We start from the raw sequence: 24734 nt of genomic DNA, 5'->3' as shown, positions 1-24734 counted from the left end.
CTGAGTTTACAGTGAGCTATCCGACAACAGCTGATAACATTGATGAGAGCGATGAAACCACGGTCTGACGATTGATGGTGTTACTGGCACAGGTACGATCTTAGATAACAATGCACCACGCCTGTGCCTTAACATTAAAGCTGAGCCAAATACAGCGATTGAAGCAGCGACGACCCCTATTGTGTTTAACATCGAGCAATCAGGTCTAAGTGATAAAGCTACTAGCGTACTGTTAAGCTTGATCTACAAGACGTGGATGCCTCAGACATTGACAGCATTGTATTGACCAATACAGATGGTAGCACCCAGACTATCACTGTGGCAGATGCTATTGCGGGTATTAAGGTGAGCATACCTGCTGGTACAGCCGCTGACGATATGCCAAGCATTGCGATCACGCCTAAGCAAGATGATATCTATGAGCAGCTTGAGACACTGGGCATGAACCTATCAAGCCTGTGAACGCTACGATTGGTACAGGCACAGCGACCGGTGATATCTTAGATGAATCAGACAACAGTGAAGATCCGTTTGATGGCAGCAACACTGAAGGCGATAAGCCAGTAGTGAGCATTAGTGCCACTGATAATCAGGCGATTGAGGGGGTGGACTCTGTTCTGAAGTATGTTGTTTCTCAAGACACTGTCAGCAACTTTGATACCACAATTAGCGTTAAAGTCGATTTAACACACACCGATGTTGATGCCTCAGACATTGAATCAATTAGTTATACCAATGCAGCAGGTAAGGTTGTTACGGTTACGGGTAGTGGTGCTATCCAAGCTATCTTAGATGGTGATACCACACTTGAGGTAAAAGTACCTGGAGGTCGCACAGCTGCACCTGAAATCACAGTGATTATCAAAGATGATGCTGTGTATGAAGCAGATGAGCGCCTGAGCTTTGTTATTGATAGTGCAGATAATGCAGCGGTAGATACCAAAGAAGCAACTGGCACAATCTTAGACACACCAAAAGATGGCGACAAGCCGACAGTAACCGTAAGCGGCGCCAGTGCTGTTGAGGGTGACACCTTAGTTCATAAGGTTACCCTAAGCCATACGACTCAGACTGAAGTGAGCTATCCATTTGAATTAAAAGATGGCAGTGCCAAAGCCGGTGAAGACTACAGCAACCCGCCTACGTTTAGCAATGGCGTGACCTATGATGCGGTAACAGGCACCATTACTGTTCCAGCGGGTGTTACTGAGTTTACAGTGAGCTATCCGACGACAGCTGACAACATTGATGAGAGTGATGAAACCACCGGTCTGACGATTGATGGTGTTACTGGCACAGGTACGATCTTAGATAATAATGCCACGCCTGTGCTTAACATTAAAGCTGAGCCAAATACAGCGATTGAAGGCAGCGACGACCCTATTGTGTTTAACATCGAGCAATCAGGTCTAAGTGATAAAGCTACTAGCGTTACTGTTAAGCTTGATCTACAAGACGTGGATGCCTCAGACATTGACAGCATTGTATTGACCAATACAGATGGTAGCACCCAGACTATCACTGTGGCAGATGCTATTGCGGGTATTAAGGTGAGCATACCTGCTGGTACAGCCGCTGGCGATATGCCAAGCATTGCGATCACGCCTAAGCAAGATGATATCTATGAGCAGCTTGAGACACTGGGCATGAACCTATCAAGCCCTGTGAATGCCACTATTGGAACAGGCACAGCGACCGGTGATATCTTAGATGAATCAGACAACAGTGAAGATCCGTTTGATGGCAGCAACACTGAAGGCGATAAGCCAGTAGTGAGCATTAGTGCCACTGATAATCAGGCGATTGAGGGGATTGATAACACGTTAGTGTTTACTGTCTCACAAACCAAGATCAGTAACTTTGACACCACGGTAACCGTAAGTTTAGGGGCAAGTGATATTGATGCCTCAGACATCGCTTCGATCACTTACACTAATGCTAATGGAGAGGCCGTTACTCTATCGACTCAAGCCCAAATCCAAAACTTCTTTGAAAAAGGCGATAAAGTTACTATCCCAGCGGGTAGTACCCAGGCGTCTGCGATTATCATAACTGTCGTTGATGATACAGTTTATGAGAAGTCAGAGGATATGGTGCTTGAGATTAGCCGTCCTGTAAATGCGGTATTAGGTCAAGCTTCTGATAAAGCGACAATCTTAGATGAAGATGCTACGGATGGTACACCAAACGATGGCGACAAGCCGACAGTAACCGTAAGTGGCGCCAGTGCTGTTGAGGGTGACATCTTAGTTCATAAGGTTACCCTAAGCCATACGACTCAGACTGAGGTGAGCTATCCATTTGAATTAAAAGATGGCAGTGCCAAAGCGGGTGAGGACTACAGCAACACGCCTACACCTACGTTTAGCAATGGCGTGACCTATGATCCGGTAGCAGGCACTATCACCGTACCAGCGGGAGTTACTGAGTTTACAGTGAGCTATCCGACAACAGCTGATAACATTGATGAGAGCGATGAAACCACCGGTCTGACGATTGATGGTGTTACTGGCACAGGTACGATCTTAGATAACAATGCCACGCCTGTGCTTAACATTAAAGCTGAGCCAAATACAGCGATTGAAGGCAGCGACGACCCTATTGTGTTTAACATCGAGCAATCAGGTCTAAGTGATAAAGCTACTAGCGTTACTGTTAAGCTTGATCTACAAGACGTGGATGCCTCAGACATTGACAGCATTGTATTGACCAATACAGATGGTAGCACCCAGACTATCACTGTGGCAGATGCTATTGCGGGTATTAAGGTGAGCATACCTGCTGGTACAGCCGCTGACGATATGCCAAGCATTGCGATCACGCCTAAGCAAGATGATATCTATGAGCAGCTTGAGACACTGGGCATGAACCTATCAAGCCCTGTGAACGCTACGATTGGTACAGGCACAGCGACCGGTGATATCTTAGATGAATCAGACAACAGTGAAGATCCGTTTGATGGCAGCAACACTGAAGGCGATAAGCCAGTAGTGAGCATTAGTGCCACTGATAATCAGGCGATTGAGGGGGTGGACTCTGTTCTGAAGTATGTTGTTTCTCAAGACACTGTCAGCAACTTTGATACCACAATTAGCGTTAAAGTCGATTTAACACACACCGATGTTGATGCCTCAGACATTGAATCAATTAGTTATACCAATGCAGCAGGTAAGGTTGTTACGGTTACGGGTAGTGGTGCTATCCAAGCTATCTTAGATGGTGATACCACACTTGAGGTAAAAGTACCTGGAGGTCGCACAGCTGCACCTGAAATCACAGTGATTATCAAAGATGATGCTGTGTATGAAGCAGATGAGCGCCTGAGCTTTGTTATTGATAGTGCAGATAATGCAGCGGTAGATACCAAAGAAGCAACTGGCACAATCTTAGACACACCAAAAGATGGCGACAAGCCGACAGTAACCGTAAGCGGCGCCAGTGCTGTTGAGGGTGACACCTTAGTTCATAAGGTTACCCTAAGCCATACGACTCAGACTGAAGTGAGCTATCCATTTGAATTAAAAGATGGCAGTGCCAAAGCCGGTGAAGACTACAGCAACCCGCCTACGTTTAGCAATGGCGTGACCTATGATGCGGTAACAGGCACCATTACTGTTCCAGCGGGTGTTACTGAGTTTACAGTGAGCTATCCGACGACAGCTGACAACATTGATGAGAGTGATGAAACCACCGGTCTGACGATTGATGGTGTTACTGGCACAGGTACGATCTTAGATAATAATGCCACGCCTGTGCTTAACATTAAAGCTGAGCCAAATACAGCGATTGAAGGCAGCGACGACCCTATTGTGTTTAACATCGAGCAATCAGGTCTAAGTGATAAAGCTACTAGCGTTACTGTTAAGCTTGATCTACAAGACGTGGATGCCTCAGACATTGACAGCATTGTATTGACCAATACAGATGGTAGCACCCAGACTATCACTGTGGCAGATGCTATTGCGGGTATTAAGGTGAGCATACCTGCTGGTACAGCCGCTGGCGATATGCCAAGCATTGCGATCACGCCTAAGCAAGATGATATCTATGAGCAGCTTGAGACACTGGGCATGAACCTATCAAGCCCTGTGAATGCCACTATTGGAACAGGCACAGCGACCGGTGATATCTTAGATGAATCAGACAACAGTGAAGATCCGTTTGATGGCAGCAACACTGAAGGCGATAAGCCAGTAGTGAGCATTAGTGCCACTGATAATCAGGCGATTGAGGGGATTGATAACACGTTAGTGTTTACTGTCTCACAAACCAAGATCAGTAACTTTGACACCACGGTAACCGTAAGTTTAGGGGCAAGTGATATTGATGCCTCAGACATCGCTTCGATCACTTACACTAATGCTAATGGAGAGGCCGTTACTCTATCGACTCAAGCCCAAATCCAAAACTTCTTTGAAAAAGGCGATAAAGTTACTATCCCAGCGGGTAGTACCCAGGCGTCTGCGATTATCATAACTGTCGTTGATGATACAGTTTATGAGAAGTCAGAGGATATGGTGCTTGAGATTAGCCGTCCTGTAAATGCGGTATTAGGTCAAGCTTCTGATAAAGCGACAATCTTAGATGAAGATGCTACGGATGGTACACCAAACGATGGCGACAAGCCGACAGTAACCGTAAGTGGCGCCAGTGCTGTTGAGGGTGACATCTTAGTTCATAAGGTTACCCTAAGCCATACGACTCAGACTGAGGTGAGCTATCCATTTGAATTAAAAGATGGCAGTGCCAAAGCGGGTGAGGACTACAGCAACACGCCTACACCTACGTTTAGCAATGGCGTGACCTATGATCCGGTAGCAGGCACTATCACCGTACCAGCGGGAGTTACTGAGTTTACAGTGAGCTATCCGACAACAGCTGATAACATTGATGAGAGCGATGAAACCACCGGTCTGACGATTGATGGTGTTACTGGCACAGGTACGATCTTAGATAACAATGCCACGCCTGTGCTTAACATTAAAGCTGAGCCAAATACAGCGATTGAAGGCAGCGACGACCCTATTGTGTTTAACATCGAGCAATCAGGTCTAAGTGATAAAGCTACTAGCGTTACTGTTAAGCTTGATCTACAAGACGTGGATGCCTCAGACATTGACAGCATTGTATTGACCAATACAGATGGTAGCACCCAGACTATCACTGTGGCAGATGCTATTGCGGGTATTAAGGTGAGCATACCTGCTGGTACAGCCGCTGACGATATGCCAAGCATTGCGATCACGCCTAAGCAAGATGATATCTATGAGCAGCTTGAGACACTGGGCATGAACCTATCAAGCCCTGTGAACGCTACGATTGGTACAGGCACAGCGACCGGTGATATCTTAGATGAATCAGACAACAGTGAAGATCCGTTTGATGGCAGCAACACTGAAGGCGATAAGCCAGTAGTGAGCATTAGTGCCACTGATAATCAGGCGATTGAGGGGGTGGACTCTGTTCTGAAGTATGTTGTTTCTCAAGACACTGTCAGCAACTTTGATACCACAATTAGCGTTAAAGTCGATTTAACACACACCGATGTTGATGCCTCAGACATTGAATCAATTAGTTATACCAATGCAGCAGGTAAGGTTGTTACGGTTACGGGTAGTGGTGCTATCCAAGCTATCTTAGATGGTGATACCACACTTGAGGTAAAAGTACCTGGAGGTCGCACAGCTGCACCTGAAATCACAGTGATTATCAAAGATGATGCTGTGTATGAAGCAGATGAGCGCCTGAGCTTTGTTATTGATAGTGCAGATAATGCAGCGGTAGATACCAAAGAAGCAACTGGCACAATCTTAGACACACCAAAAGATGGCGACAAGCCGACAGTAACCGTAAGCGGCGCCAGTGCTGTTGAGGGTGACACCTTAGTTCATAAGGTTACCCTAAGCCATACGACTCAGACTGAAGTGAGCTATCCATTTGAATTAAAAGATGGCAGTGCCAAAGCCGGTGAAGACTACAGCAACCCGCCTACGTTTAGCAATGGCGTGACCTATGATGCGGTAACAGGCACCATTACTGTTCCAGCGGGTGTTACTGAGTTTACAGTGAGCTATCCGACGACAGCTGACAACATTGATGAGAGTGATGAAACCACCGGTCTGACGATTGATGGTGTTACTGGCACAGGTACGATCTTAGATAATAATGCCACGCCTGTGCTTAACATTAAAGCTGAGCCAAATACAGCGATTGAAGGCAGCGACGACCCTATTGTGTTTAACATCGAGCAATCAGGTCTAAGTGATAAAGCTACTAGCGTTACTGTTAAGCTTGATCTACAAGACGTGGATGCCTCAGACATTGACAGCATTGTATTGACCAATACAGATGGTAGCACCCAGACTATCACTGTGGCAGATGCTATTGCGGGTATTAAGGTGAGCATACCTGCTGGTACAGCCGCTGGCGATATGCCAAGCATTGCGATCACGCCTAAGCAAGATGATATCTATGAGCAGCTTGAGACACTGGGCATGAACCTATCAAGCCCTGTGAATGCCACTATTGGAACAGGCACAGCGACCGGTGATATCTTAGATGAATCAGACAACAGTGAAGATCCGTTTGATGGCAGCAACACTGAAGGCGATAAGCCAGTAGTGAGCATTAGTGCCACTGATAATCAGGCGATTGAGGGGATTGATAACACGTTAGTGTTTACTGTCTCACAAACCAAGATCAGTAACTTTGACACCACGGTAACCGTAAGTTTAGGGGCAAGTGATATTGATGCCTCAGACATCGCTTCGATCACTTACACTAATGCTAATGGAGAGGCCGTTACTCTATCGACTCAAGCCCAAATCCAAAACTTCTTTGAAAAAGGCGATAAAGTTACTATCCCAGCGGGTAGTACCCAGGCGTCTGCGATTATCATAACTGTCGTTGATGATACAGTTTATGAGAAGTCAGAGGATATGGTGCTTGAGATTAGCCGTCCTGTAAATGCGGTATTAGGTCAAGCTTCTGATAAAGCGACAATCTTAGATGAAGATGCTACGGATGGTACACCAAACGATGGCGACAAGCCGACAGTAACCGTAAGTGGCGCCAGTGCTGTTGAGGGTGACATCTTAGTTCATAAGGTTACCCTAAGCCATACGACTCAGACTGAGGTGAGCTATCCATTTGAATTAAAAGATGGCAGTGCCAAAGCGGGTGAGGACTACAGCAACACGCCTACACCTACGTTTAGCAATGGCGTGACCTATGATCCGGTAGCAGGCACTATCACCGTACCAGCGGGAGTTACTGAGTTTACAGTGAGCTATCCGACAACAGCTGATAACATTGATGAGAGCGATGAAACCACCGGTCTGACGATTGATGGTGTTACTGGCACAGGTACGATCTTAGATAACAATGCCACGCCTGTGCTTAACATTAAAGCTGAGCCAAATACAGCGATTGAAGGCAGCGACGACCCTATTGTGTTTAACATCGAGCAATCAGGTCTAAGTGATAAAGCTACTAGCGTTACTGTTAAGCTTGATCTACAAGACGTGGATGCCTCAGACATTGACAGCATTGTATTGACCAATACAGATGGTAGCACCCAGACTATCACTGTGGCAGATGCTATTGCGGGTATTAAGGTGAGCATACCTGCTGGTACAGCCGCTGACGATATGCCAAGCATTGCGATCACGCCTAAGCAAGATGATATCTATGAGCAGCTTGAGACACTGGGCATGAACCTATCAAGCCCTGTGAACGCTACGATTGGTACAGGCACAGCGACCGGTGACATCTTAGATGAATCAGACAACAGTGAAGATCCGTTTGATGGCAGCAACACTGAAGGCGATAAGCCAGTAGTGAGCATTAGTGCCACTGATAATCAGGCGATTGAGGGGATTGATAACACGTTAGTGTTTACTGTCTCACAAACCAAGATCAGTAACTTTGACACCACGGTAACCGTAAGTTTAGGGGCAAGTGATATTGATGCCTCAGACATCGCTTCGATCACTTACACTAATGCTAATGGAGAGGCCGTTACTCTATCGACTCAAGCCCAAATCCAAAACTTCTTTGAAAAAGGCGATAAAGTTACTATCCCAGCGGGTAGTACCCAGGCGTCTGCGATTATCATAACTGTCGTTGATGATACAGTTTATGAGAAGTCAGAGGATATGGTGCTTGAGATTAGCCGTCCTGTAAATGCGGTATTAGGTCAAGCTTCTGATAAAGCGACAATCTTAGATGAAGATGCTACGGATGGTACACCAAACGATGGCGACAAGCCGACAGTAACCGTAAGTGGCGCCAGTGCTGTTGAGGGTGACATCTTAGTTCATAAGGTTACCCTAAGCCATACGACTCAGACTGAGGTGAGCTATCCATTTGAATTAAAAGATGGCAGTGCCAAAGCGGGTGAGGACTACAGCAACACGCCTACACCTACGTTTAGCAATGGCGTGACCTATGATCCGGTAGCAGGCACCATCACCGTACCAGCGGGAGTTACTGAGTTTACAGTGAGCTATCCGACAACAGCTGATAACATTGATGAGAGCGATGAAACCACCGGTCTGACGATTGATGGTGTTACTGGCACAGGTACGATCTTAGATAACAATGCCACGCCTGTGCTTAACATTAAAGCTGAGCCAAATACAGCGATTGAAGGCAGCGACGACCCTATTGTGTTTAACATCGAGCAATCAGGTCTAAGTGATAAAGCTACTAGCGTTACTGTTAAGCTTGATCTACAAGACGTGGATGCCTCAGACATTGACAGCATTGTATTGACCAATACAGATGGCAGCACCCAGACTATCACTGTGGCAGATGCTATTGCGGGTATTAAGGTGAGCATACCTGCTGGTACAGCCGCTGGCGATATGCCAAGCATTGCGATCACGCCTAAGCAAGATGATATCTATGAGCAGCTTGAGACACTGGGCATGAACCTATCAAGCCCTGTGAACGCTACGATTGGTACAGGCACAGCGACCGGTGATATCTTAGATGAATCAGACAACAGTGAAGATCCGTTTGATGGCAGCAACACTGAAGGCGATAAGCCAGTAGTGAGCATTAGTGCCACTGATAATCAGGCGATTGAGGGGGTGGACTCTGTTCTGAAGTATGTTGTTTCTCAAGACACTGTCAGCAACTTTGATACCACAATTAGCGTTAAAGTCGATTTAACACACACCGATGTTGATGCCTCAGACATTGAATCAATTAGTTATACCAATGCAGCAGGTAAGGTTGTTACGGTTACGGGTAGTGGTGCTATCCAAGCTATCTTAGATGGTGATACCACACTTGAGGTAAAAGTACCTGGAGGTCGCACAGCTGCACCTGAAATCACAGTGATTATCAAAGATGATGCTGTGTATGAAGCAGATGAGCGCCTGAGCTTTGTTATTGATAGTGCAGATAATGCAGCGGTAGATACCAAAGAAGCAACTGGCACAATCTTAGACACACCAAAAGATGGCGACAAGCCGACAGTAACCGTAAGCGGCGCCAGTGCTGTTGAGGGTGACACCTTAGTTCATAAGGTTACCCTAAGCCATACGACTCAGACTGAAGTGAGCTATCCATTTGAATTAAAAGATGGCAGTGCCAAAGCCGGTGAAGACTACAGCAACCCGCCTACGTTTAGCAATGGCGTGACCTATGATGCGGTAACAGGCACCATTACTGTTCCAGCGGGTGTTACTGAGTTTACAGTGAGCTATCCGACGACAGCTGACAACATTGATGAGAGTGATGAAACCACCGGTCTGACGATTGATGGTGTTACTGGCACAGGTACGATCTTAGATAATAATGCCACGCCTGTGCTTAACATTAAAGCTGAGCCAAATACAGCGATTGAAGGCAGCGACGACCCTATTGTGTTTAACATCGAGCAATCAGGTCTAAGTGATAAAGCTACTAGCGTTACTGTTAAGCTTGATCTACAAGACGTGGATGCCTCAGACATTGACAGCATTGTATTGACCAATACAGATGGTAGCACCCAGACTATCACTGTGGCAGATGCTATTGCGGGTATTAAGGTGAGCATACCTGCTGGTACAGCCGCTGACGATATGCCAAGCATTGCGATCACGCCTAAGCAAGATGATATCTATGAGCAGCTTGAGACACTGGGCATGAACCTATCAAGCCCTGTGAACGCTACGATTGGTACAGGCACAGCGACCGGTGATATCTTAGATGAATCAGACAACAGTGAAGATCCGTTTGATGGCAGCAACACTGAAGGCGATAAGCCAGTAGTGAGCATTAGTGCCACTGATAATCAGGCGATTGAGGGGGTGGACTCTGTTCTGAAGTATGTTGTTTCTCAAGACACTGTCAGCAACTTTGATACCACAATTAGCGTTAAAGTCGATTTAACACACACCGATGTTGATGCCTCAGACATTGAATCAATTAGTTATACCAATGCAGCAGGTAAGGTTGTTACGGTTACGGGTAGTGGTGCTATCCAAGCTATCTTAGATGGTGATACCACACTTGAGGTAAAAGTACCTGGAGGTCGCACAGCTGCACCTGAAATCACAGTGATTATCAAAGATGATGCTGTGTATGAAGCAGATGAGCGCCTGAGCTTTGTTATTGATAGTGCAGATAATGCAGCGGTAGATACCAAAGAAGCAACTGGCACAATCTTAGACACACCAAAAGATGGCGACAAGCCGACAGTAACCGTAAGCGGCGCCAGTGCTGTTGAGGGTGACACCTTAGTTCATAAGGTTACCCTAAGCCATACGACTCAGACTGAAGTGAGCTATCCATTTGAATTAAAAGATGGCAGTGCCAAAGCGGGTGAGGACTACAGCAACACGCCTACACCTACGTTTAGCAATGGCGTGACCTATGATGCGGTAACAGGCACCATTACTGTTCCAGCGGGTGTTACTGAGTTTACAGTGAGCTATCCGACGACAGCTGACAACATTGATGAGAGCGATGAAACCACCGGTCTGACGATTGATGGTGTTACTGGCACAGGTACGATCTTAGATAACAATGCCACGCCTGTGCTTAACATTAAAGCTGAGCCAAATACAGCGATTGAAGGCAGCGACGACCCTATTGTGTTTAACATCGAGCAATCAGGTCTAAGTGATAAAGCTACTAGCGTTACTGTTAAGCTTGATCTACAAGACGTGGATGCCTCAGACATTGACAGCATTGTATTGACCAATACAGATGGTAGCACCCAGACTATCACTGTGGCAGATGCTATTGCGGGTATTAAGGTGAGCATACCTGCTGGTACAGCCGCTGACGATATGCCAAGCATTGCGATCACGCCTAAGCAAGATGATATCTATGAGCAGCTTGAGACACTGGGCATGAACCTATCAAGCCCTGTGAACGCTACGATTGGTACAGGCACAGCGACCGGTGATATCTTAGATGAATCAGACAACAGTGAAGATCCGTTTGATGGCAGCAACACTGAAGGCGATAAGCCAGTAGTGAGCATTAGTGCCACTGATAATCAGGCGATTGAGGGGGTGGACTCTGTTCTGAAGTATGTTGTTTCTCAAGACACTGTCAGCAACTTTGATACCACAATTAGCGTTAAAGTCGATTTAACACACACCGATGTTGATGCCTCAGACATTGAATCAATTAGTTATACCAATGCAGCAGGTAAGGTTGTTACGGTTACGGGTAGTGGTGCTATCCAAGCTATCTTAGATGGTGATACCACACTTGAGGTAAAAGTACCTGGAGGTCGCACAGCTGCACCTGAAATCACAGTGATTATCAAAGATGATGCTGTGTATGAAGCAGATGAGCGCCTGAGCTTTGTTATTGATAGTGCAGATAATGCAGCGGTAGATACCAAAGAAGCAACTGGCACAATCTTAGACACACCAAAAGATGGCGACAAGCCGACAGTAACCGTAAGCGGAGCCAGTGCTGTTGAGGGTGACACCTTAGTTCATAAGGTTACCCTAAGCCATACGACTCAGACTGAAGTGAGCTATCCATTTGAATTAAAAGATGGCAGTGCCAAAGCCGGTGAAGACTACAGCAACCCGCCTACGTTTAGCAATGGCGTGACCTATGATGCGGTAACAGGCACCATTACTGTTCCAGCGGGTGTTACTGAGTTTACAGTGAGCTATCCGACGACAGCTGACAACATTGATGAGAGTGATGAAACCACCGGTCTGACGATTGATGGTGTTACTGGCACAGGTACGATCTTAGATAATAATGCCACGCCTGTGCTTAACATTAAAGCTGAGCCAAATACAGCGATTGAAGGCAGCGACGACCCTATTGTGTTTAACATCGAGCAATCAGGTCTAAGTGATAAAGCTACTAGCGTTACTGTTAAGCTTGATCTACAAGACGTGGATGCCTCAGACATTGACAGCATTGTATTGACCAATACAGATGGTAGCACCCAGACTATCACTGTGGCAGATGCTATTGCGGGTATTAAGGTGAGCATACCTGCTGGTACAGCCGCTGGCGATATGCCAAGCATTGCGATCACGCCTAAGCAAGATGATATCTATGAGCAGCTTGAGACACTGGGCATGAACCTATCAAGCCCTGTGAATGCCACTATTGGAACAGGCACAGCGACCGGTGACATCTTAGATGAATCAGACAACAGTGAAGATCCGTTTGATGGCAGCAACACTGAAGGCGATAAGCCAGTAGTGAGCATTAGTGCCACTGATAATCAGGCGATTGAGGGGATTGATAACACGTTAGTGTTTACTGTCTCACAAACCAAGATCAGTAACTTTGACACCACGGTAACCGTAAGTTTAGGGGCAAGTGATATTGATGCCTCAGACATCGCTTCGATCACTTACACTAATGCTAATGGAGAGGCCGTTACTCTATCGACTCAAGCCCAAATCCAAAACTTCTTTGAAAAAGGCGATAAAGTTACTATCCCAGCGGGTAGTACCCAGGCGTCTGCGATTATCATAACTGTCGTTGATGATACAGTTTATGAGAAGTCAGAGGATATGGTGCTTGAGATTAGCCGTCCTGTAAATGCGGTATTAGGTCAAGCTTCTGATAAAGCGACAATCTTAGATGAAGATGCTACGGATGGTACACCAAACGATGGCGACAAGCCGACAGTAACCGTAAGTGGCGCCAGTGCTGTTGAGGGTGACATCTTAGTTCATAAGGTTACCCTAAGCCATACGACTCAGACTGAGGTGAGCTATCCATTTGAATTAAAAGATGGCAGTGCCAAAGCGGGTGAGGACTACAGCAACACGCCTACACCTACGTTTAGCAATGGCGTGACCTATGATCCGGTAGCAGGCACTATCACCGTACCAGCGGGAGTTACTGAGTTTACAGTGAGCTATCCGACAACAGCTGATAACATTGATGAGAGCGATGAAACCACCGGTCTGACGATTGATGGTGTTACTGGCACAGGTACGATCTTAGATAACAATGCCACGCCTGTGCTTAACATTAAAGCTGAGCCAAATACAGCGATTGAAGGCAGCGACGACCCTATTGTGTTTAACATCGAGCAATCAGGTCTAAGTGATAAAGCTACTAGCGTTACTGTTAAGCTTGATCTACAAGACGTGGATGCCTCAGACATTGACAGCATTGTATTGACCAATACAGATGGCAGCACCCAGACTATCACTGTGGCAGATGCTATTGCGGGTATTAAGGTGAGCATACCTGCTGGTACAGCCGCTGGCGATATGCCAAGCATTGCGATCACGCCTAAGCAAGATGATATCTATGAGCAGCTTGAGACACTGGGCATGAACCTATCAAGCCCTGTGAACGCTACGATTGGTACAGGCACAGCGACCGGTGATATCTTAGATGAATCAGACAACAGTGAAGATCCGTTTGATGGCAGCAACACTGAAGGCGATAAGCCAGTAGTGAGCATTAGTGCCACTGATAATCAGGCGATTGAGGGGGTGGACTCTGTTCTGAAGTATGTTGTTTCTCAAGACACTGTCAGCAACTTTGATACCACAATTAGCGTTAAAGTCGATTTAACACACACCGATGTTGATGCCTCAGACATTGAATCAATTAGTTATACCAATGCAGCAGGTAAGGTTGTTACGGTTACGGGTAGTGGTGCTATCCAAGCTATCTTAGATGGTGATACCACACTTGAGGTAAAAGTACCTGGAGGTCGCACAGCTGCACCTGAAATCACAGTGATTATCAAAGATGATGCTGTGTATGAAGCAGATGAGCGCCTGAGCTTTGTTATTGATAGTGCAGATAATGCAGCGGTAGATACCAAAGAAGCAACTGGCACAATCTTAGACACACCAAAAGATGGCGACAAGCCGACAGTAACCGTAAGCGGCGCCAGTGCTGTTGAGGGTGACACCTTAGTTCATAAGGTTACCCTAAGCCATACGACTCAGACTGAAGTGAGCTATCCATTTGAATTAAAAGATGGCAGTGCCAAAGCCGGTGAAGACTACAGCAACACGCCTACACCTACGTTTAGCAATGGCGTGACCTATGATCCGGTAGCAGGCACCATTACTGTTCCAGCGGGTGTTACTGAGTTTACAGTGAGCTATCCGACGACAGCTGACAACATTGATGAGAGTGATGAAACCACCGGTCTGACGATTGATGGTGTTACTGGCACAGGTACGATCTTAGATAATAATGCCACGCCTGTGCTTAACATTAAAGCTGAGCCAAATACAGCGATTGAAGGCAGCGACGACCCTATTGTGTTTAACATCGAGCAATCAGGTCTAAGTGATAAAGCTACTAGCGTTACTGTTAAGCTTGATCTACAAGACGTGGATGCCTCAGACATTGACAGCATTGTATTGACCAATACAGATGGCAGCACCCAGACTATCACTGTGGCAGATGCTATTGCGGGTATTAAGGTGAGCATACCTGCTGGTACAGCCGCTGACGATATGCCAAGCATTGCGATCACGCCTAAGCAAGATGATATCTATGAGCAGCTTGAGACACTGGGCATGAACCTATCAAGCCCTGTGAACGCTACGATTGGTACAGGCACAGCGACCGGTGATATCTTAGATGAATCAGACAACAGTGAAGATCCGTTTGATGGCAGCAACACTGAAGGCGATAAGCCAGTAGTGAGCATTAGTGCCACTGATAATCAGGCGATTGAGGGGGTGGACTCTGTTCTGAAGTATGTTGTTTCTCAAGACACTGTCAGCAACTTTGATACCACAATTAGCGTTAAAGTCGATTTAACACACACCGATGTTGATGCCTCAGACATTGAATCAATTAGTTATACCAATGCAGCAGGTAAGGTTGTTACGGTTACGGGTAGTGGTGCTATCCAAGCTATCTTAGATGGTGATACCACACTTGAGGTAAAAGTACCTGGAGGTCGCACAGCTGCACCTGAAATCACAGTGATTATCAAAGATGATGCTGTGTATGAAGCAGATGAGCGCCTGAGCTTTGTTATTGATAGTGCAGATAATGCAGCGGTAGATACCAAAGAAGCAACTGGCACAATCTTAGACACACCAAAAGATGGCGACAAGCCGACAGTAACCGTAAGCGGCGCCAGTGCTGTTGAGGGTGACACCTTAGTTCATAAGGTTACCCTAAGCCATACGACTCAGACTGAAGTGAGCTATCCATTTGAATTAAAAGATGGCAGTGCCAAAGCGGGTGAGGACTACAGCAACACGCCTACACCTACGTTTAGCAATGGCGTGACCTATGATCCGGTAGCAGGCACCATCACCGTACCAGCGGGAGTTACTGAGTTTACAGTGAGCTATCCGACAACAGCTGATAACATTGATGAGAGTGATGAAACCACCGGTCTGACGATTGATGGTGTTACTGGCACAGGTACGATCTTAGATAATAATGCCACGCCTGTGCTTAACATTAAAGCTGAGCCAAATACAGCGATTGAAGGCAGCGACGACCCTATTGTGTTTAACATCGAGCAATCAGGTCTAAGTGATAAAGCTACTAGCGTTACTGTTAAGCTTGATCTACAAGACGTGGATGCCTCAGACATTGACAGCATTGTATTGACCAATACAGATGGCAGCACCCAGACTATCACTGTGGCAGATGCTATTGCGGGTATTAAGGTGAGCATACCTGCTGGTACAGCCGCTGGCGATATGCCAAGCATTGCGATCACGCCTAAGCAAGATGATATCTATGAGCAGCTTGAGACACTGGGCATGAACCTATCAAGCCCTGTGAACGCTACGATTGGTACAGGCACAGCGACCGGTGATATCTTAGATGAATCAGACAACAGTGAAGATCCGTTTGATGGCAGCAACACTGAAGGCGATAAGCCAGTAGTGAGCATTAGTGCCACTGATAATCAGGCGATTGAGGGGGTGGACTCTGTTCTGAAGTATGTTGTTTCTCAAGACACTGTCAGCAACTTTGATACCACAATTAGCGTTAAAGTCGATTTAACACACACCGATGTTGATGCCTCAGACATTGAATCAATTAGTTATACCAATGCAGCAGGTAAGGTTGTTACGGTTACGGGTAGTGGTGCTATCCAAGCTATCTTAGATGGTGATACCACACTTGAGGTAAAAGTACCTGGAGGTCGCACAGCTGCACCTGAAATCACAGTGATTATCAAAGATGATGCTGTGTATGAAGCAGATGAGCGCCTGAGCTTTGTTATTGATAGTGCAGATAATGCAGCGGTAGATACCAAAGAAGCAACTGGCACAATCTTAGACACACCAAAAGATGGCGACAAGCCGACAGTAACCGTAAGCGGAGCCAGTGCTGTTGAGGGTGACACCTTAGTTCATAAGGTTACCCTAAGCCATACGACTCAGACTGAAGTGAGCTATCCATTTGAATTAAAAGATGGCAGTGCCAAAGCCGGTGAAGACTACAGCAACCCGCCTACGTTTAGCAATGGCGTGACCTATGATGCGGTAACAGGCACCATTACTGTTCCAGCGGGTGTTACTGAGTTTACAGTGAGCTATCCGACAATTAATGATAGCGTTCTTGAAAACAATGAGACGACTCAGCTTGAGGTTGGCGGTACGACAGGTATTGGTACTATCTTAGATAATGATATCGAACCCAAAATTACTGTCAAAGATGAAGATGGTATGATAACTCCTGCCGATAACAGTGTAATAGAAGGTTCACGAGCTACAGTGACGGGCACTATCAAAGTGACTAACCCTCAAAGTGTTAGCGAGTTAACCATTGGCGGTGAATCAGTCCTAAAAGCATCTACTACTCCAGTAACTATTGATGGGAATCAAGGTAAGTTAGTTATTACTGGCTATAATTCGTCAACTGGTGAATTAACTTATAAATTTATTGAGAACGGTAAGGCTAAAAATCATAGTGCTGGCGATAATAGCGTGCTCGATAAGTTTGATATTGTGCTTACTACCACAGCAGGCACAACGGTAACTGATGCCTTAGATATTCAGATTATAGACACACAGCCCATTGCTAAGCCAGATATTAATGCTGTGAAAGAAGATACAGCGGATGCAGCAATGTTTGAAGACAACAATGCTGAAACCTCAGTTATCGCAGGTAATGTCTTAACTAATGATATCAAAGATGCAGATGGCGTCTTAGTTAGTTCAGTTAATGGTGACACTGGCTCTGTAGGTGTTGAAATACAGGGTATTTATGGCAAATTGACAGTGGATAGCAAGGGTGAGTACACCTATAGCCTCGATAATACCAACGCAAAAGTACAGCAACTTGGCTTAGGTGAGACTTTAAAAGAGTCGTTTAACTATGCGATTACTGATGCTGATGGTGATTCAAGCACATCTAAACTCGAAATTACTATCAAAGGTAGTAATGATCGACCCGTTATTACTAATATTGATAAGGGGAACGGTGTAATTGACTCTGTAAATATTACTGAACCAGAGAACGGTTCTAGTATTTTTGAAAAAGGAATCGTCGGATTTAGCGATATTGATATCAAAGACAAACTATCAATAAGTTATCTTAAGAATGATACCACCATTGTAACCTCTGATAATCTAGTACTAACAGAAGCTGAACAGTTGGCATTTAAATCAATGTTCTCAATAAATACAGAGTTTGCTACCAATAGCAAAGCTGAATGGAATTTTATAGCTCCATCGGAACTGCTAGATTTAATACCTAGGGGTGAAATAGTTACTATTAAGTATGCGGTACAAGTATCTGATAATAAAGGTATTAGTAATGTTGCTGATGGTAACCAGATTAGTACCAGTGAAATTCGTTATGTTGAATTTAACATCACGGGTACTAACGATAACTTTGTACTTAAAGATGATGTAGTTACTGTCCTTGAGGATAAAGCTGCTAACGGTAATGTATTTAATAATGATACTCAAGACCCAGATTATGGTGAGACACTGCAGGTAGAGAGTTTCACTATTGGTGATAGTATTATTGAAATTACAGATCTTGGTATTGAACATAATATTGAGGTGAACGGTAAGGTTATTGGTACTATAAAAATCGAAAGGAATGGCGACTATACCTTTGAACCTGAAGATAATTATAGCGGTCAAGTTCCTGATATTAATATCAAAGTATCAAATGGTGTGGCCGGTGTAACTAGAGCTGAGGGTACTGAAAAACTTAGTATTACAGTAACTCCAGTATCTGATAAACCAGATTTTGCATCAGTGTCAGTTAAAACTGAAGAAGATACAACCGTCAACATCGGTATTCGAGTTAAAGGTGATGGGACAGGCTTAAAAGCGCCAACCATTACCGATGCTATAGACCTAAATGGCACTGCTAATGGCGACAACCCAGAACGTATTGGCTTAATTACTCTAAGCAATATACCAAAGGGTACTAAGCTTGATTTTGGTGGTGTTGAGTATACAGCAACTGGACCAGCTGCCAAGCAGATGATCACTATTTTATTAAGCGACTATTTTGACAATGACATGATAGTCAACAATCCTGGAACACAAACACTAACTATGACTTCGGATCAGTTTGAATCCTTAAAGCTGACACCACCTAAAGACGATGCGACTAATATCACTATTAAGACCTCAGTCACTGAGTTTGAGGTTGATGCTAGCGGTAACAAGCTTGCAGGAGTAAATGGTGAAACAAAAAATGACACCATCAATGTTGATGTGCAGGCTGTTACAGACAGTGTTAAGAAAAATAATGAAACTGATGATGCTAGCCAGTTTGGTTACACCGCTGGAGAAGGTGTTGTTGACAATACCTTTACGGTTACAGCTTTAGAGGGTCAAAGTGTTAAATTACCTATTACAACTACCTTTGGTGATTTAGTAGGTGCTGATAACTCTCGTGAAACTTATGGCTTTATACTTAATAACCTACGTCCAGGGGCAACTGTAGAATTTACCCCCGCCGGTGGAGGCGAGACTCAGCTATTCATTGTAGACAATACAGGCACAGTATTGATTGGAGTTACTAAGGATGGTTCAGGTAATATCACAGGTACTAGCTTAAAGGTAAATAGTAGTTCACAACCACAAATTAGCATTAAGCCTGGAGATTATGATTCTGTAGATATGAAGGGCATTACGGTCTCTTTATATACTCAAGACCATGATCCTGATTCTGCTACTAAGCATACTTCTGTAGAGCGTATTGATACAGTCAAAGTTGATTTAACGTTAATGCCAGTGGCAGGACAAGTTGAGCTTGATAATCAAGGTGTCACAACCAAAGAAGACACAGCTGTCACCCTTGATAAATTTGGCTTTACCGTGCAGGACAAACAAGATGATAACGGTCTATTACCAGAAACCATTACAACGATACAGTTTGTTTTACCTGAAGGCTGGACTTATAAGGACAATGCAGGGACAACGACAGTAGGTAGCAGTGGCGGGACACCGATTATTATCAGTGGTATTACGCCGGCAGATAATGCTGATTTAGATGCTTATTTGGAAGACTTCTCTATTACACCGCCTGCACACTCATCCAGAGATGCTGATTTTACCTTCACAGTAACTACGGTAGATCCGGATGATGATGGTGGTATTGATCTACCAGCAACAGGTAGTCAAGATTTAACGCAAACGGTAGTCGTAACGCCCGTTGCTGAAGTCGTTGGAGGACGTAGTGATAGTGATGCCATAGATGACCTTACCATCAATCCAAGTCATACTTACGCAGCCAACGCTAATGAAGATGCAGCATTTGATCTTAAGAGTGATGGGTTTGACCTAAAAGGCTATTGGAATAATCAGGACACCTCTGAACAAACTTTCGCTCATATGACATTTGGTAATAAGAGTGACAGCGGCTTCACTTCAGTTGAAGGTGCGGTATTTACTTATAATGACGGCAATGGTTTAGTTAGCCTGACTGATAACGGCAACGGTGTCGATATCCCGATGAAGTATTTAGATACAGTTACAGTGACCCCGCCGCGAGACTATAGCGACTATAACCGTACCAGGGGTGCTGAGACAGCAGTAAAAGTTGAGGCAAAAACGGTCGATGTTGACGAAGATGGTGGCGCAACAGATACAGCCATCAGTGGCGGAAGTTACTTAACCTTTAAGGTTAAAGGCGTAGCCGACCCATCCACTTTAGCTGTTGATCCTGCCAAAGGGGTCGAAGATCAGGCAATAAACGGTGGTAATAATCGTGATACTGCTGCGGATATGACAACTGACGTCATTCCTACCGACGGCATTGCACTCAATATCCGCCCAAGCTCGCGTGATAACGACGGGTCAGAGACTTATGATGTGACCATCTCAGAGATACCAAAAGATGGGCAGCTTTATTACACCAATAAAGACGGTGATACACTCTTACTTGATACTACTGGTGGTACGGTAGTGATTGAAGATTACAATAATAGCGTAACTGGGTTGTACTTTGTGCCTGCCGAGAACTTCAGCGGTACGGTAAATCTAAAAGTACAGGCAGTAAGTCAAGAGGATGGCACTAGCGGTATTGCAAGCCCTATTCTTAATCTACCTATCAAAGTTGTTGGCAAGGCAGATCTAATAACCAATGATGACTTAGCAAAAGAGACCGCCACTATCAATGGTAAGGACTATACTTATGTCACTGACGAGGCAACGCTAGATGGTACAGGTAACCATCAGATTGCCTTATCTAGCCTATTCATCAAGGATGTTGCGGATATCGAGGCTTATGATGGTGACAGCCCAGCTGCTGAGCAGGTGGTTTATCGAGTTGAAAACTTACCTGCTGGCTTTAACTTAGCTGGTGCAGGGGTTACCTTCTTTGGTGGCAGTGGTGCTGATCGAGTATGGTCAGTGACACTAGAGGCGCTGCAGAATAATACTGCACAATTAAAGACACCAAATAACTTCGCTGGTGAAATTAACTTTACAATCACGGGTACCACGACAGAGACAGTATCTGGTGACAGTGTGACTCATGATGGTAAACACGTTTCTATTCTAGTGACTCCTGATGCTGCTGATGGCACTATGAATAATCCTCAAGTCGTTGCCACTGAAGATCAGTGGACAGCGGTAGACTTTGCTGCTGCTTTTAAAACTACGGACGCGTCTGCAGGAGATGAAGTACTTGAGAGCATTACTCTTTCAGCTGATAGCTTATTAGCGGCTGATCTCATCTTAAGTGTCGACGATGTAGAAGTGGAGCTGGTTGCTGGTGAGTCTTATACTTATACAGTGAATCAAACCATTAAATTTAAGTATGACGACGCTAAAGAACATAGCGATGATGATGTTAGTATAGACTTTGACTACACTTATAGTGACACGGCTACTTTGACTGATGGTTCAAAGGTTAGTCAATCTACAACACGCAGGGCAACGGTAGAGGTGACCTTCCAAGCGGTCACTGATACACCAAGCATGACCCTGGATGTGACAGATAGCACTATTAATAATAGCGGTACGGATAATACTGCTTCTGTCACCGTATCACTATCGTCACCTGACCAAGATGGCTCAGAGAGCTTTACTCGCCTAGAAGTTAATGATGTTCCTGAGGGTCTGAATGTAGTGGGTGGTATCTTATCAGATGGTATCTGGTACGTTGATGTGCCTAATAACCCAGCCATCACTACCACAGCGCCGACTTATGAATTAGTGCTTGAGCGTAATGACAGCACGGTCAATATACCCAAAGGGTCTTTCACTATTAAAGTGACGGGTATTACACAAGATATTAATGGTCAAGGTAGTGACGGTAGCGAAGCGCGTGTAGAAGGAAGCTTTGATGTTATTTTAGATAGAACGGGCGGTGGTGATGCGCCTGTCAAGCCTGACTTAATAGATAGCTTTACTAGTAAGGCAGAAATACCAGCACAGTTAGAGGATACTGGTTTTACTCTTGGCGATATATTAGATGCGACTCTGAATCCTGCGACCGCTGATACTGTCGACTCTTATACTTTCTCATTGACTGATCTGCCAGCAGGCACTGTATTAGAGAGTACCAACCCAGCGGTGAGTGTGCAACAGATTGGCGGTAAGTGGATTATTAGTGTGGATGATGCTAGTAGCCTCAGTCCAGAAGAAGCTCTTGATGCGGTGACAGTAACCCCGCCGAAAGACTTTAGTACCAACGTGACAGATGGCACCCAAGATTTTACCTTTAATGCCAACTTTACCGTCTTGGATAAAGATGGTGGCGAGGAAAGGGAGCAGGTCAGTGACGTCAATGTCGAAATCAAGCCAGTTACTGATCCTTTGGATGCTGATGGCAAATCAACCACGGTGGCAACGGATGAAGATACTAGCATCGATATCAATATCAACCTAATAAACAGTGCTGATGGTGATTATGTCCTACTAATCAATGGCAAGCTTTACATTCAAGTAGATGAATCTAGTCTATTGACAGGTACTGGTCCTGCTGGAGTGCTGACTGATGCCAATGATAATCCCCTAAATGAGGTGATATTGAATGATAACGAGGTCGGTGATATTCCTGCTGGCACTTACTATGAGCTAGAGGTCGGCACTAACCCTCCTGATAGCGTCACGGTCAAATACACGCCTGCCGAAAACGCCTATGGTAATGCCACTATCACTGTAAATGCTGCTCACAAAGAAATGACAGATGAGGCAGGGTATGACAGTGGTACGCTAACCTATGAGCATGAATATACCGTTGAAGTCTCAGCGCAGCCGGATAATCTAAATATCACTAGTAATAGTGGTGAGTCAATAGCCACAGCTATTGGTGACGAAGATAGCATGATTGCTATCGACTATAAAATTTCCAATATTGATGAAGGTGATATGGCTAGCGTTATTACCTTAGATAATATCCCTAACGGCTATTTGGTCTATTATACTAATACCAATGGCGTTACCGTCTTGGCGAGCAATAATGGTAATTCTGGTGGTAATAAATTATGGTCTATTGACGCCTCCAAACTGGCTAACGTCAACAGTGGCGCAGCAGGTGAAACGCCTAATATATTCATTAAGCCCCCTGAAAATATCAGCGGTGAAGTAACTGGTATCGAGATGAAGGTGGTTAATGACAGCGGTATGATTAGTGATCCTCTAGTGATTGATCTCGATGTGACCCCAGTCGCTGATGGGGTAACTGCTAATCCTTCTACTATTCTTGGTCGTCAGGGTAAGTGGACCACGCTTAACCTAAACGCAGTTATGCAAGACACGGATGGTAGTGAGACCGTTAATATGGTTATCACTGATGATGGCGTTAGCTTAACCGATGATGTCTTACGCTTTAGGGTGAAGAGTACAGGTGAAATGTTGACTGCCGTGTGGGATGATAGTACTAATAGCTATACCATAACTGGTATCACCCCTGAGCAAATAAATGACTTACAAATTCAGTCTTCTGTACCGCTAAAAGGTGATTTGGACTTTGCGCTTAGCACTACCGATAAAGCTACAGGGATGACTGATAGTATATCAACTGAAGTGACTGAAACGGTATCTGTCGATATCGCTTTTAGCAAAACCTTTGTAGGTACAGCGGAGAATGATATCGTTGATGCCTCTGGACAGTCTGTAGCTGTGAATTATAAAGGCGGCGCTGGTGATGACACCTTAATCGGAGGTAGCGGTAATGACTTCCTCGATGGTGGCACTGGTGTCAATACGCTGAAAGGTGGTGCAGGTAACGATAAAATTGTATTCTCTGTAGATAACGCCTTAATGGATGGTGGTGCTGGTAATGATACGCTCCTCATTAACGTTGCTGATACCAGTATCGATTTCAGTAATTTTGACACAGCGGTGTTTAATAGTATCGAAACCATCGATATGACAGGTAACGGTGCGCAGTCGCTGACCAACCTTAGTACCAGTGATGTGCTAGATATCATCAATGACACGGTGATGACCAATAAAGGCTTGGTTATCAACGGTGATAGTGCTGATAGCGTGAGTTTAACTGGTAACGATTGGACGAACAGCGGCACTACCACTCAAGGGGGCAATAGTTATCATGTTTATAGCTTTAATGATAACAATGGCACTCATGAGCTACTGATTCAGACCGATATTACGATTTTATAAACTATGACTAAAAGTTAAAGATATGGCTATAAGGTGCGGCTATCAAAGCGCACCTTATAAGATTATTAATTCCCGCATTAATATTGCATCATTCACCCCAAAGGCTTTAGGTAATCAAGGCTTTTAGGGTGGATGATGCAAATTTTTATCTATTTGCGTTTGATCCTTCAATAGCCGAGCGTAAGCATCCGACCATCCCATCTTTTTTTCTATTAAAAAATGCGAGATAGTGTCCACGAACAAATA

2 protein-coding genes are annotated in these 24734 nt (G+C 45.0%); both read left to right on the top strand.

The features are described from left to right. Positions 1-252: 252 nt before the first annotated feature. Positions 253-462 (top strand): hypothetical protein, encoded by a 210-nt coding sequence (locus LK453_RS13825; RefSeq protein ID WP_227954010.1) that lies wholly within the window; start codon positions 253-255, stop codon positions 460-462. Then, the gene (locus LK453_RS13820) at positions 459-24488 is read left to right on the top strand and encodes a Calx-beta domain-containing protein (RefSeq protein WP_227954009.1); all 24030 of its coding nucleotides are present in this window, start codon (positions 459-461) and stop codon (positions 24486-24488) included. The genes LK453_RS13825 and LK453_RS13820 overlap by 4 nt, the downstream gene beginning before the upstream one ends. The last annotated feature ends 246 nt before the right edge of the window (positions 24489-24734 follow it).

The sequence above is a fragment of the Psychrobacter sanguinis genome, assembly GCF_020736705.1.
GTDB classification, from domain to species: Bacteria; Pseudomonadota; Gammaproteobacteria; order Pseudomonadales; family Moraxellaceae; genus Psychrobacter; species Psychrobacter sanguinis.
The sequence above is the reverse complement of the archived record's forward strand: the minus strand, read 5'-3'. Positions and strand labels throughout refer to the sequence as shown.